This window comes from Pseudomonas sp. SG20052 (assembly GCF_031766055.1).
In the GTDB taxonomy this organism is placed as follows: Bacteria; Pseudomonadota; Gammaproteobacteria; order Pseudomonadales; family Pseudomonadaceae; genus Aquipseudomonas; species Aquipseudomonas mandelii.
Genome location: NZ_CP134498.1, coordinates 5,909,156 through 5,922,720, shown reverse-complemented (window position 1 = coordinate 5,922,720; position 13,565 = coordinate 5,909,156). Strand labels below are relative to the sequence as shown.

General features: G+C 50.9%; 9 protein-coding genes and 1 pseudogene. 6 read left to right on the top strand and 4 right to left on the bottom strand.

The annotated features are described in order from the left end of the window. Positions 1 to 74 precede the first annotated feature (74 nt). Together RHP74_RS27225 and RHP74_RS27220 are read right to left on the bottom strand one after the other, a co-directional pair. Positions 75 to 1,859, bottom strand: coding sequence for an ATP-dependent helicase (locus RHP74_RS27225; protein ID WP_311096726.1), 1,785 nt, complete (start codon positions 1,857 to 1,859; stop codon positions 75 to 77). Next, on the bottom strand, positions 1,859 to 3,997 hold the full coding sequence (locus tag RHP74_RS27220) for an AAA family ATPase (protein ID WP_311096725.1): 2,139 nt from the start codon (positions 3,995 to 3,997) through the stop codon (positions 1,859 to 1,861). Before RHP74_RS27220 ends, RHP74_RS27225 begins: the two co-directional genes overlap by 1 nt. A 294-nt stretch (positions 3,998 to 4,291) precedes the next feature. Here RHP74_RS27220 and RHP74_RS27215 point away from each other — a divergent pair, with 294 nt between their 5' ends. From RHP74_RS27215 to RHP74_RS27195, 6 genes and pseudogenes are all read left to right on the top strand, one after another. Continuing rightward, positions 4,292 to 5,692, top strand: a complete 1,401-nt coding sequence (locus RHP74_RS27215) for a metallophosphoesterase (RefSeq protein WP_311096724.1) — start codon at positions 4,292 to 4,294, stop codon at positions 5,690 to 5,692. Then, positions 5,692 to 6,786 carry a GTPase-associated system all-helical protein GASH gene (locus RHP74_RS27210; RefSeq protein ID WP_311096723.1) on the top strand — a complete coding sequence of 365 codons (1,095 nt, stop codon included), beginning with the start codon at positions 5,692 to 5,694 and terminating at the stop codon, positions 6,784 to 6,786. The genes RHP74_RS27215 and RHP74_RS27210 overlap by 1 nt, the downstream gene beginning before the upstream one ends. 3 nt (positions 6,787 to 6,789) lie before the next feature. After that, on the top strand, positions 6,790 to 7,830 hold the full coding sequence (locus tag RHP74_RS27205; RefSeq protein WP_311096722.1) for a TRAFAC clade GTPase domain-containing protein: 1,041 nt from the start codon (positions 6,790 to 6,792) through the stop codon (positions 7,828 to 7,830). Then, on the top strand, positions 7,823 to 8,683 hold the full coding sequence (locus RHP74_RS27200) for a TRAFAC clade GTPase domain-containing protein (protein WP_311096721.1): 861 nt from the start codon (positions 7,823 to 7,825) through the stop codon (positions 8,681 to 8,683). Before RHP74_RS27205 ends, RHP74_RS27200 begins: the two co-directional genes overlap by 8 nt. Next, positions 8,668 to 8,946: pseudogene (locus RHP74_RS31510) on the top strand (hypothetical protein); the annotation flags it as partial. The gene RHP74_RS27200 and the pseudogene RHP74_RS31510, both read left to right, overlap by 16 nt. A 438-nt stretch (positions 8,947 to 9,384) precedes the next feature. Continuing rightward, a complete protein-coding gene (locus RHP74_RS27195; protein ID WP_311096720.1) occupies positions 9,385 to 10,740 on the top strand; it encodes a hypothetical protein in 1,356 nt (451 codons plus the stop codon). A 189-nt stretch (positions 10,741 to 10,929) separates the two neighbouring features. Here RHP74_RS27195 and RHP74_RS27190 read toward each other — a convergent pair whose 3' ends face one another. Together RHP74_RS27190 and RHP74_RS27185 are read right to left on the bottom strand one after the other, a co-directional pair. Beyond that, positions 10,930 to 11,796, bottom strand: coding sequence for a hypothetical protein (locus RHP74_RS27190; protein WP_311096719.1), 867 nt, complete (start codon positions 11,794 to 11,796; stop codon positions 10,930 to 10,932). Continuing rightward, entirely contained in the window at positions 11,793 to 13,187 is a 1,395-nt protein-coding gene (locus RHP74_RS27185; RefSeq protein WP_311096718.1) for an AAA family ATPase, read from the bottom strand. Before RHP74_RS27185 ends, RHP74_RS27190 begins: the two co-directional genes overlap by 4 nt. Positions 13,188 to 13,565 lie beyond the last annotated feature (378 nt).

Genomic DNA, 13,565 nt, shown 5'->3' with positions numbered 1-13,565 from the left:
TACCAAACTAGCTTCTTGGCCAGCAAAGTGCCGGGACGAGGCGTACTTCCGATGGCGAACCCCCAAGCGGGATGCTACTCGGCTGCGTCGTAGTCAAAGACACATACCAGCAGTGCCTCTGTAGCCACATAGTTCCCATAGCGGCCTTGTGAACGCCCGCTCTCAGAAATCAGATGTAGATGCTTGCGGGCACGGGAACCTACGACGTAGAGCAGCTTGTTCGCAGCATCCAAGCTTGCGGCCTCAGTGAAATGAGGCACCATCCCCTGAAGAAGGCCGAACGCGATGACCACATCGTACTCGGCACCTTTTACCCCGTGGATCGTCGAAACGGTGATACCAGTCCGCTCGCGAAATACCTTCCTGAAGAAAGAGATATCGTTGATGTACGGGGCTCCGTCCTTTTGGAGCCTGTCGATCCGAGATTGTGAGCTGCGAAAGAATGCATCGCGGTGCTCCACTAATGCGGGGAAGCTATTAAGGGCTACGCCGAGTCGTTCAAGCAGCGCGGTGAAGGCTTGGTCAAGGTAGGCGATCCCATCCGTCTCGGAAATTGAAATTGAGTTGCATTCCCTCAATAGGAGCCGCTGTGTCAGACGTGATGTATCAACGCCCAAATCACCCAGGTCGCTGATCACATCCCTGGCCCATCGCATGCGACGAACAAGCATCTTCGGCGATGACTCAGTCAGGATGATTTTCGAAACCTTGAACCAGAAATTGTCTATATCGTTGCTAAAGGGGACTAGGCCAGGGCCGTCAAATTGCTGATCCGGAAGCATCCTCACTAATTGGCGCGTCGTCGATGCCAATAAAATCCACCATGGGGCGAGCACGCAGATCTCCTCAGGAGGATGCCCGGCAGCAAGGCTTGCTTGGATCAGTCGTACTAGCTCGTCATGCAAATTGGGGAGTGTTACGTGCTGGTTGTACGAAACCTTGCTTGGAAACGACGCATTCGATCCCGCGCTCTCAATTGATGTCGGATAAACGTTGAAATTCGAGAAGTGGGAAATGATCCTCTTGCTCGAACGGTAATTCCGGGTAAGCGCCATTTCTCTTATCGGGATTCCAGCCTCGGCACGAAAATCAGCCACCGGAACTGCGTAGCCACCGAGGGAGCCGTAGATAGCTTGGTTTGGATCGCCGACGATGAAGGTTTTCGTTCGCCCCGCTCCGGCACGCAAAATAGCGGTAAGAAGGCCATACTGAATTTGCTTCGTGTCCTGATACTCGTCTACCAGGACATACGAGAAGACCGAAGCGAGAAGTGATGCAATATGCTTTTGATCACGCATCAGAACCTGCGCATACCAAAGGATCAGCTCGAAATCGATCTGACGCGCGTCGGCGAGCTCGCGAAAATACTCACCAAGAATTTTATGAAGCGTCTCATGCTTCCAAGCATCTTTGCAGCCTAGGTGATAGCCCGTTTTGCTGAAGTAGTAATCGCAATCCCAGTGCGTGATCTTTGCGTAGGGCGCGCATAGCCTATCGAGCATGAGTTCGCGGTCGTGCTTGTCTAGGACTCGATAGCCGCGGGAAAGCTCTGGAAGGTAGATGCCATATGGCTTAATGATCCACTCGATGCAAAATGAGTGAATGGTCCCGATCCACAGCTTTGACGTGTCAACGCCGAGATCTTCAATGCGCTCCTGAATTTCATCTGCTGCGCGGTGCGTATAAGTAATCGCCACGACAATCCGCTTGTCCGTGGCCCGCGACAGCTCATAAGCGATCTTATAGGTCAAAGTTCGCGTTTTTCCGCTACCAGGGCATGCGATGAGGAATACGCTCGAAGGTTCCTCGACTGCGGCAGACTGCTCGGCGTTCAATTCACGGGGATCCCAGGCGAACATCAGGCAATGCCTGCCATGAACGAACTAATGGCATCGCCTGGTAGCGCAAGGGCGACAGCAGCTTTTAGGAAAACCAGATCGATTTCGCCGCGTTGGAAACGCTCAACCTCACCCCTAAGGATTGCTAGTCGTGGCTGTGCTGAAGGATCGGCATAGATTTGGCGGGCAACTCGATACTGTAGGATTCTGGCGAGCAGCAGAGGGGATATTTGCCCATGCGCGAAGTGAAGGGCCTGCAAGATGTAGGGAGGGATCGCTACCTGATGGTCCAGTTCTTCGGCGAGCATGATTGCAAACCAGCCTTTCCCTTCATACTCAGCCATCAACAGCGCACGAAAACCTACTAGGTGAGGTTGACCTGATCGAAGGGCTTCCACCGCTTCATTGATAGTGTGCGGCGCTTTATAGACCTTGCTCGCTGCTCGAACAAACGCCTCCTCGTTGCCCGCTGATACTAGGTCAACTTCAAAGGTGTGTGGTGCATAGAAGGCCGAGACCCAAGGGTTTCCAGCGACAAAGGCATCGAGACCAACCTTGCGCTCGGCGCCAGCTTTTTGGGAACCTATCGCCTTGCGCTTTTTGCTTGCCAGAAACTCATGATCAGTGGGCTGCGGCGTCACATCAAAGAAGTTGGTATCAAGGTCAGTGACTATCGCACAGCGCTTGCGGATTCGGAGGTCGTGAAAAAGGACAGCGACGTTTTTGAACCCCGTGCTGCGTATGTTGATGACGCTAATACCCAACTCATCAACGCTCAGCCCAAGCACCTTCTTCACCAAGATCGGGATCAGTATCTCCTCCGCATCGCCTTCAACGAGCAGCACGCTTTTAGCGAAGAGCAAATTGCTACGAACGGCATCCAGATATCTCTGGATGCTTCTCACCTCTGATGGCTCGAGCCCCGTAGCGGGTTGATAAGCCTCGCAATATGAGCCTTGCCGTCCCAGAATGTTGACGTTACTCACATTGCTCACTTCGGAGATGTGGGTCGAATGCGTCGTGTAGATGATCTGGGCATCGCTGTAGGAAATACGGTCGAACAGAGTTTTCTGGATGTGGGTATGGATGTGCGCTTCGGGCTCCTCTATCAGCAGAAAATTGGCAATGGCAAGCTTCTCTCGCTGATACTTGAACTCAAGAAGCTTCAGCGTCAGGTAGATGAGGTTTGCTCCGCCCAAGCTCAGTTCATGGATACCACCCTCATACCCGTCATCGACCTCGCCGACGAAGAGGCGCAGCGACTGAAATAATTTTTCTGCTTCGTCTGGTAGGTCAGATTTAATTGAAAGCGAAGCAGGCGAGTAGGTTTCTCCGGCTGCATCCTTGATGGTTTCCCGAATGTGGTTACGAACCGATTGCACGTCTTCGAGGCCTTCGATAGAGGCATTCAGGTTCCTGACCATCTCGGTTATCGGAAGCATCGACACTGGATCGATCTCGCCACTCTTGCTCTTGAGAAGCGTAAACAACGGGTTCGTTCGGTTGTTGTGAAACTCGGCCACGACATCCCGAAGGGCCTGGATGAAGGTCAGTGACACTTCTTTCGTAACCGAGAGAAATCCGGGGACTTTAGCCCCGATCTCAGGAAATTCAGTCTCGGCACTGAAAATACACGTATCGAAATCGCCCACGATCGATTGGTAGACGGAAGGGTCGCTGAAATCGGCGCCGCTTCTTCCTGTGAACACAGTTTCGTAGTCGTCAATCGTGATGGCATTGCGTATTTTCGTAAGCTCTTCATCATCAAAAACATCGAGAGCAGCCAGCTTGAGCCGGATCTCCTTTTTCGGACGGAAGATGAGGTTATAGGTGGCCTTCGCCAGCGGTCCGCCTTCGAGCGCAGCCGTGCCATGAAGGAATAGCGCCTGCACGGCTTCGTCAGCGCTGATCTCTTCGAACTCAACACTGATGATGATCCAGTGGCCTCGCCATTCGCCGAGCGATCGGCAGAAGTCCGATTCCTCCAGTCGATAGGCGGCACGCACCATGGTGTCATCCAGTAGTAGACGGATTGCGCGTAGGATATTGGACTTACCTGAGCCATTCTCGCCGATGATGGTGTTGACGCCCCGCTGAAATTTCAGCGTTGTGTTGCTGAAGTTTCGGTAGTTCACCAAAGTCATTTTGGAAATGTGCATAATTCTCCAGGAGCGCCAACGCCCATGAACAGCCTTGTCCGTTTGTGAACGATGGTAGCGTGAGGGGGCATCGTATTCCCACAGAAACCGCTTGTAGGCGCCCACCAATAGGCACAGCGACTGCGCTGCTCCGCAATAGCTTGATCCCATGGCTCAACCGCAAATTTGCAAGGCAAATGTGATGCGAGACTCACGAGTGGGGGTTTCTCCTGGTGTGCTTCATCGCCAGTTGGCATCTGCCGATTACACATAAACCCAAATAATGAAGATCTGCCGGCACCTGCGTGCTTTTCAATGCTGGCTGCGCTCTATTCGAGGTATATTGCCCTATCGAAGAACAAGAGTGAGGAAGGACCCGTGCTGTTGCTCCATATCGCCGATATCCATTTTAGATCACCGGATTGCCTCAATCCCGACCTAGACCCAGACCGCCCATACCGAACTCGGCTTATACAAGATGTCAGATCCCGTGTTTCTGAACTCGGACCAGTAGGCGCGATTCTCATAGGTGGAGATATCGCGTTTAAGGGAGCTCCTGAGGAATATCAAGTCGCAATGGCTTGGATTACGGAGCTAGCAGCCGTTGCCGGCTGCCCGTTGGAGCGTGTTTTTGTGGTTCCGGGAAACCATGATGTGGATCGTGGCCTAATTCTTAGAACACTTTCCACTCGAAATGCTCAGGCTGCAATCAAGCGTGCACCGGATGACCGTCGAGAGCGCGAGTTGCGGAATCAGATCAGTGATGGTGACACTAGTCGGGCCTTGCTTGCCCCCCTTGCAGCCTATAACGACTTCGCAAAGCGCTTAAACTGCCAGGTTTATTTACCAGAACGACTCTATTGGAAGCAGGACCTGGAGCTTGAGAATAGCGTTGTGCTACGCGTTCATGGCCTGACATCCGTAATTCTCTCAGGTGCTGAGGGCCGAGATGATACACGTGACAGCCTATATCTCAGCCCGCTTCAGACCGTGCTCGACCCGGTGGACGATGTGGTGAACCTTGTGTTGTGCCACCATCCACCGGATTGGTTCATGGACCAAGACGATGCCAGCGATGCATTTTGCGGTCGAGCAACAATCCACATGTTTGGGCACAAACACCGACAACGACTTCAGCTTGATCGCCAATACGCTCGTTTCAGCGCGGGGGCGGTTAATCCAGATAGACAAGAGCTCGGATGGCAGCCAGGTTACAACTTGGTTGAAGTGCATATAACTGGTTCGGGCCGAGACCGTAAGCTGACGGTGGAAGCACACCTACGCCAATGGCAGACCAATCCAGACAAGTTCCGGGCGGTACTCACACCTGAAGATGAGTCCGTCTTTTGCCATACTATTAGGTTTCCTGGAGAGGAACGTAGGGTCTTACCTACCGTTGCTTCGGAGACACCAGTCCTCAATGCCGTCTCCCCCACAGCAGAGCAGGTTCCAGAGGAAAAAAACGCTCTGGATCGTGAGCACGAAACCAACGGAGAAGCCGCCATGGGGGACGCCAGCACACGCAACTTAGTATTCCGCTTCTGGAATCTGACCGCTAGCGACCGTCGTGAGATCACATTGCAACTCGGGCTGATCGTGGAGGCTGAGCTTCAGCTTCCTGAACCTGAACGCTATGGACGCGCGCTTATTCGCGCCAGCGAACGTGGCAAGTTGGAAGAACTGGCCCGCGCGGTCATGCAAAGGGAGACGCAATAATGGCTACTTCGGTGGAACCAATGCATCAAAATTTCGCTCACTGGTATGACTCTGTCAGCATGGGTGATAACACCGCTCGTCGCCACGGCCGTTGGGAAGGCCTATTGAACGTCGTTGCCAACGTAGACAACGAGATAGTAGAAGCATTGCTTCGGCTGGCCTACGGAACTCGCCAGCCACCACTGCAATCATCCATCCAAACAATCCGTCAGCATTTTAAGACTGCTGATGAAACGTTCGAAATGGATGGTAATAACCGGGAACTTCAGGTACTTGCTGGTGCTTGTCTAGCCGTCTTGATGGAAGACACAAGCTCAGATCAAGCCGAGCGCGCCGCACTTGCTGTTACTACTGCGGCGCTCGGCAAGGGGCGAACGACCAATCTACCAATGGATCTTGCATCTCTAGGAGAACAGGCAATTGACCTGCTTAGCGAGGCGAACCGCAAACGTCCTTCATTGGCTACATCCAAGGAACTCCCCACGTTTGATTTTGCGAAGTCAGTTGCGAAGGTAAATGACCAACCAGACTGGGCCGGTGTAGCACAAGCTTTCGAATTGGCAGCTGAAACTACGCGAACAGCGTTCAGCAGCCTGGCTAAACAGCAAGCGCAAGCAATCAGCGCTACAGCACACTTTATTCGGGTTCAAGACGAAGAATTGCAAATGCTGTGGTGGCTTACAGGTCAGCGCAGCAAAGACTATGACTGTGCTTTCGATACTTTACCGGTTGATGCGCAGCCATTCGTGTTCGCGAGCGAATTGGCCAATGCGACAGAACTCCTTCCTGGCCCGCCTTCAGTGAACGCCATTCTGTCACGAGCAGGACTAAAGGAACGAAAGAAGATCGCGCTCGCGGCGGCAGTCAATGCTCCAGCCCCTGAGTGGCTGCAAGGGATGGTTGAAGAAATTGATCCATCGCCAGTCTCGACTCCAATCCACTATGCAATTAAACGACAGATAGAGATTGGTGCAGGTGATGCTTGGGTTGCGGCTTGGGCTTCAGCCACAGGAATTAATGCGGAACATGCACTTTCACGGCTGACGCTAGGTGAACTTTTTTATCGTGAGCGCTTGCTCATATTGTTCGGGTGAATCATGGCGGCTGAGGATGAGGACATCGAAACCATCGTTTGCGCGAACCCTGAATGTCGAGTCGCGGAGACGGGGCGCTGTGTAGAAGGCCTTGAATTGGATGCCTGCCCTCACTACGGGGAGGAGCCAGACTATGACGAGGCAGAAGGTGAAGAGTTAGAGGAGGAAGATGTTGATCAGAGCATCACACTTCCTTCGGCAGAAACCCTGTCACCCGAGGATGCATCAGAAATCCTCCGTCGGGGTGAGAGCCGTGTAATTGCAGTTTTAGGGCCCAGCGACTCAGGTAAAACCAGCCTCATTGCTAGCCTTTACGATCTTTTTCAAGAAGGGCCTGTTGCTGGAGTCGAGTTTGCAAGATCGCTGAGTCTGCATGCGTTCGAGCATGCCTGTCACGACGCTCGTGCGGCTTCTCGGCGAAGTGTTCCGCATATGAACCGCACGCCTATTGGTGAGGTAAATTTCTATCACCTTGAGATTGCAGGAGTGGCGGATCGTAAAAATCTAGTTCTCCTTCTCGGCGATAGGGCAGGAGAAGAGTATCGAGCAGCTGCAGACGATGTTAGCGTCGTAGCAGGCTTTATGGAGATCTCTCGTGCCGATATCCTTACCGTTCTCGTCGACGGAGAGCGCTTACTTGATGGCGGACGACATAATCTTAAAAGCGACATCATCATGATGCTTCAGGGGCTTCACGAAGGTGGTGCATTACGGCCTCACTCGCGTCTGGCCCTTATTTTAACGAAGTATGATGCAGTCATCGCCTCAGACCACGCGGAACGAGCATTCAACGACTTCAACTTGTTACTCGGCGATATCAAGCTTTTTTTCGGTAACACGTTAGCTGAAGTCGAATCTTTTCAACTAGCCGCATCACCAAAATCAAACGCCGTTTCGCGGGGAACGGGTGTGTCCGAGTTATTGTCATTCTGGCTTAGGCCAGTTGCTTCGCCACGAGCATTGACTTCCGCCCGCCCTGAATTTGGACGTGCCTTCGCAAGATTGATGCCGCTCGATGAGCCGGTGGAGGAGCCAAATGGCTGATCAGTCGGTTGTTATAATTGGACTTCCATCGTCTGGAAAAACTACGTTCTTAGCCGCGCTTTGGCATCTTGTGACCGCACGTGACATACCAACAGCGTTGCGTTTCGGCGGTCTGGGTGCTGGTGAAGCTTCGCACTTAAACGCTATAGCACGACGCTGGCGGGACGCCAAAGTCCAGGACCGCACGGCGGTTGCGGGCAATCGGCTCGTAAGCATAAACCTCCTAGATCAAACCGATAACGTCGTGCGCGCAACATTTCCAGATGTACCAGGCGAAGCTTACAGGCGTATGTGGGAAGACCGGGATTGTGACCCAGAGATCGCTGAGATCTTACAGGCTGGGGGCGTCTTGTTGTTTATCCATTCGGATACAATTCGTGCACCGAAGTGGGTTGTTGACGAGGTCGAACTCTCCAAAGAGCTCGGTCTAGACGTTCCTGATAATGATAATGCGCCTTGGCATCCGAGACTTGCACCAACTCAGGTTCAGTTGATTGATTTGCTTCAAATGCTGCGGATGCCCCCCTTGGACACCGGTCCCCGCCGATTGGCGATCCTATTATCGGCTTGGGATAAGGCTCGTGGCGAAGGTTTAACGCCAGAAATGTATTTAAAGAGCAAACTCCCAATGCTCTCCCAGTATTTAGAACGGGGAGCCGATGGCTGGATTTTTCAGACTTACGGATTAAGCGCGCAGGGCGGTGATTACGACCCTGTCGAAGTGAGCGCAAGGCCAGCAGCACAAGCTGAAGAATTGCGAGCACTCGATAGTGCTTCAATGCGAATTCAGTTAGTTGGCCCAATTCCAGAAACACACGATCTTACGGAACCACTTAGATGGCTGATGGAGTGAAGGAATCGTCTAAGCCAATAGTCCATCAAGCTCTCCATGGTTATGCCGACGGGCACCAACAGCTCGCAATTTCGGTGACATTGAAGCCACGAGATCAGAAGACACTTCTCGCTTTAAGCGACATTTCCGGTCCAGGTGCTAGGTTGGACGAGGATGGGTATCTGACAGGATACCCTTTGCATGATTCGGGCTTTTTTGCGATAGGTCGTACTTGGCCGGCACCAGAGATGCCACGACCTGGATGTGTCTGGACTCACACATTACTCATTGACTTCAACGACCTAGCCGGCGTTGAGAGTCTTACGAGCTTATTGAAGGTTTTCAAGCGCCCAACCGGCTTTAGCAGCTTTCAGGAATATGCAAAACCTACTCGAATAAACACTGCGTCCTTTCCAACGTTATCGAGTTTCGCCGAAGCATGGGCGAAACCTGTATTGGCAGCGCTGTATGGAAAACCAAAGAATAAAATCGTGGCCACTCGGTCGGGGCCTGAGGTTGATACGGCGGTGCTAGCGATATGGTCACAGCAGTGGCCACGACTTCGGAGAAGTTTCAGATTCTGTACTTTCGCCGCTAGCGACAGGTCAGTGGAAGGGGCGAGTTTTGATCTCCAAATTTTGCCTAGCTCCGATCGAAGCGTGCGAAGTCGATTTTCAGAAATCGTGGACGCGGGCAACGTAAAGCTGAACGTATCTCCTTGGGTGGAAGACGCGCTACTAGATTTAGCGCACCCCGATCAAAGCGGCCTTCGCTCTTTTTTCCGCCGATTAGGATCCGACGTCGCCGGCGGTCGTGAGGTTTTTCGACCGCTTTGCCGACTACACCGAGCGGTTGAGATATCCCCACAAAATCCAGTAGCAGTTCATGAAGCTATTAGCCTTCTACAAGGTGAGCTAGGAACGAAACAGGCGAGATCGGCGCGGGCTGTTGTTGCCAAGTCGGCACTTGAGACGGTCGATACGCTAGACGAGATGTCATTCGACTTCCTTTGGGCCAACCTTAACCTTGTAGAGCCTGATGTTCTAAAAGCTCTAGCTACTCGCCTAGGGCGAACAACTTGGCATCGTGATCCGCGAAAATTAGTTCAACTCCTTAATAGCGAAAGCGCCGAAAAAATTGTTCTTCATCGAGTGATTTCCGAGCTGGAAATTTCCGAACTAATTGAAGGCATCAAGATTACACCCGAGCTATTCTCTCTCGCCTTAGCCCATCGCCCAGAACTTATTAAAGAACCGAATTTTTGGTTAGCTATTAAGACAGCAGATGAGTCTTTCGGCGTGGTAGAGAACAAAGACCAGCAACTCGATGCTATTGCAGCTATGCTTGCGGCGGGAAGAAACGACCTGGCACCTATAACGGTTAGAACTTTCGGTCCGATAATTGTTCTCGAAGGATTAAGCAAAGCAAAAAGCATGAAGGATGAGGACCTAAGCCTTTGGGTTAAAGCAGCTTCAGTTGACATTCAGTCTGTCGCTGGATTTCTCGGAAGTCGCATTAACATCCCTCGAAAAATCATATATACACTAGCAAAAATACTGCCGCCAGATTTAGTGCCGAATGACTACGGAGAGGATCCATGGTTAGTAGCTTGGCGAAACTCTATGGACTCCATAGATGACTCCCAAGTCACATACCTACTAGTCTACTTCCTAAATCGAGCTCTGGGATGGAGATCTAAATCTCAGGCTGAGCTTCTACAACTGAGCTTCGAGCCAATACATAACGCACTCGCTCGTAACAGCCTACCAGAGGATTACTGGCGCACGTTTGAGTCACGGTTACCTTGGTCGATATTTTGGCTCACTTGGGATCGCTGTCAGAGGCTACGCGCTGGTGTTATAGATAAGTTTGTAGACCGCGATCTATCACCTCAGTGCTTTGTTCGGCTTACGCAAAGTGATGTTCTATTTTATGCACTAATCGGTGTAACAGCGCAGAGTAACCGTGGGAGAAACTATCTCAAGCGTGTCTATTGGATTATGAAAAGCGAAGAGGACGCTAATCTTGCTGGTCGGATCCTCGCTATTGAGGAGTTGATAGGGAGAAAAGAGCTATAGAGATTTCATATAGGTTCGATGGGAGGACTTGTAACCGTTTTGGCAATAACCTTCTTGACGCCCTCTGAGTCGCCCCGGGTTTCATAGATACCTCTTTGCTTTCCACATCTGGCGACCGTGTACCCACCTGCAATCTGTCACTCAGGTGGGGACAGGTTACTTCGTCGGGCTCTAATGCTGCTGTTAAAGTTACTTTAGGGCTTTTGCGATGACTTTTTTTGCACGCGTTTGTCGTGGGGCCTTCATTCGCGCTTCCAGTCTCTGGCATGCCTGTTTCAGTAACAATGTATCCCGTTCACTATCACAGTTTAGACTTTGAGTTATCAACTCGTGTGCTTCAGGTGAAGTAAGCTTGCGGTTTATAATTAGGGCGTTAACAGCATGACTTAATCCGATGTTTCGTTCTTGAAGTTGCATGGTTAAGCTTTTTATTACCGATAAAAGATCTCTTCCGGGAAGTGTAATTTTGAGAGCGGCGGGGGCAAATTTTTTTTCTAAGTTTTCGACTTTCATTAGGCCGCAGATCTTTAGAAGAACTCGTCCTTCATCTGTTGAGTGTGAATATAGGAAGTTTTCGTCTATCTGGATGTGCGCTGCGTAGTTGTGATAATGCGGATGGAAGCAAATAAAGCGGTTGGCTGGCGGATAGCGTACCAGTGACCTCCCGCGTCCTCTTTTGGTAAGGGTATCGTATGTTCCTTTGGAGCTATTGCAAGGTTTACATATTATTACGAGATTTTTAGGTTGGAATTTAAACTGGGGATAGCCATCCGTTGCATATCTGTCGTCCTCCAGCTCGCTTTTTTTCTTTGCTGCTGGTTGATTAGAGTTTCCCTCCTTTGGAAGGATGTGTTCAAGCTCACGATATCCGACCATATCAGAAGGTATCGGGTACTGGCAGTAGGCGCACCTGTACTTCTGGAGGATTAAAAGGCGCGCGCGCAGCTTTTTTATGGCCGGTTTTTCAGTGCTCCAATCGCCGGTGCACTTCAGGACCTCTGCAAACAAACCCCGTTTGTCTGCATTTGACCATTCAAGTTTTTCAAAGAAGCTCATATTGCCGCCTTACGACGGCGCGGCCCACTAAATTTAATTAAGCTTGCTATGATGTCCGCGAATATTTGTCGCAGGGGATCTAGTTCTGGAAGCGTAGGGATCGCAGTTTCCAGTTCAGCCGACCAATTTTTTGCATCATCAGGCCTCACATCCCGCGCAGCAATTTTCTCGAGCGCTAGATTTGCCGTGGCGATAAATCCAGGCGCCCTCGTAGAAGACATACCAAACAATTCGTCGTAGACATCCGTTGCGCTCCAACCATAAGCAGTGTGAAGTCTCACGCTCATGCTTGTTGAAAAGTCACCAGCAGAACGTTTCAAAGTGCGAATTTCGCCCCATTCCGGTGATACTGCAGAAGCGATAAGAGGGGAGTGAGTTGCTACCACCACCTGGCAATTAGAGAATCCTTGGATGCAGCGGTAAAGTTCTGGAACGTAAGCGCGCTGCCAATTTGGATGCAGACTGTTTTCTGGCTCGTCCACCAGTATCAAAGAGTTGTCGTCAAGCTCCATACATAGTCCGCCAAAGCTGCTCAGCCAATTCCATTGGCCAGAGCTTAGTTCCTCACCTGAAATAATTGCAGAGCCAAATTCAGTAGTTTTTTTGAATTTGGTCTTGATTATCTCGATTGCTCCTATTTTTATCAGCAGGTCGAAATTCGAAACGTTAGCTTTTTGCCGGAACCGTAGCCGATTGGTGTTGAATACGATAGCTGCAGAATTAGCCGATAGGCTAGCCGCTTGCAGCATTAGGTCATCGAAATAATCAGACCAGTCATCTAGATCCACGCCTTTGAGCCCGGCTGCTGCTCTTTCTTCTTCCGTGGAATCTAATAGAAGCTTCTCGAAAACTGCCCGGATATTTCGTTTGTTTGATGGGCTGGATGGGACCGCCCGCAGAAACACGTAGACTATCGGTTCGAGATCAAGAGCAGAAAAGACAGTTTTCAGTAGCGATTCGCGCTTTTTAAGAAATGCTCTTCTCGTAAAAAGTGAGCCGACTAGGCTTCTTTCGGATTGTGATACTCCGGACATGCCATTCATGGCTCTTTGTCCAAGGTATACAAAACGTTCGCTATTGTAAGCTGTAGATCTTTTTCGGGATCGCAAATCTCTAGTGCCTGCACGAGGAAATCTATCCAAAGGCGTACCCGAAATGGCAATCACTCTGCTAGGAAGGACCTGAAGTTTCTCTAGGCGCAGACTTCGCTTGCCCACGGGAACCCGCGTATTTCCAAGCCCTGCTTCGGTCAGGCACCGAAGCAAGAGACTCTTTTTTCCGCCATTTTCTGCAATAAATACAGTGATCCAGTTCCTATAGCTTTGTTCACCGCTTACTATTTCAAAAGGACTGGTTAGAATCGTCCCGTCGCTTTCTAGGTAAGAGATCATCGATCTGAATTCCTTTTACATGACTCATGTATTGCGGTTAGGAAACATGTTCCAGCCAGGTTAATACCGCTTCAGGCTTGTACAACAGTAAAATTCAGTGCGCGTATCCTGTTGTGATGTTCGAGATGAATAAGTTTTCGTAAATGCTCCATGCACAGCGGGTCAGGCTTCGACACAGACCATGCGAAAGTGAACAAAAATCGTCCAAAAGTGCAAGGAGTAAGAAGGTATTTTGGCATGTACCTGTCACGTCCATCCAAAACTCATCGATGATTTTCTACTGTTGGGATAAGGCCTATCAGTTTCGATTTGCGCGTCTCGCATGTCGGTACATTTTCCGGTTCCTCATATTTATGCGATCACTCCTGCCGTTCCCTG

Excerpts from the sequence above, each read along its gene's own strand:
- RHP74_RS27220 (WP_311096725.1), bottom strand. The coding sequence starts at position 3,997 with ATGCACATTTCCAAAATGACTTTGGTGAACTACCGAAACTTCAGCAAC.
- RHP74_RS27190 (WP_311096719.1), bottom strand. The coding sequence starts at position 11,796 with ATGAGCTTCTTTGAAAAACTTGAATGGTCAAATGCAGACAAACGGGGT.
- RHP74_RS27210 (WP_311096723.1), top strand. The coding sequence starts at position 5,692 with ATGGCTACTTCGGTGGAACCAATGCATCAAAATTTCGCTCACTGGTAT.
- RHP74_RS27215 (WP_311096724.1), top strand. The coding sequence starts at position 4,292 with ATGCTGGCTGCGCTCTATTCGAGGTATATTGCCCTATCGAAGAACAAG.
- RHP74_RS27185 (WP_311096718.1), bottom strand. The coding sequence starts at position 13,187 with ATGATCTCTTACCTAGAAAGCGACGGGACGATTCTAACCAGTCCTTTT.
- RHP74_RS27205 (WP_311096722.1), top strand. The coding sequence starts at position 6,790 with ATGGCGGCTGAGGATGAGGACATCGAAACCATCGTTTGCGCGAACCCT.
- RHP74_RS27225 (WP_311096726.1), bottom strand. The coding sequence starts at position 1,859 with ATGTTCGCCTGGGATCCCCGTGAATTGAACGCCGAGCAGTCTGCCGCA.
- RHP74_RS27200 (WP_311096721.1), top strand. The coding sequence starts at position 7,823 with ATGGCTGATCAGTCGGTTGTTATAATTGGACTTCCATCGTCTGGAAAA.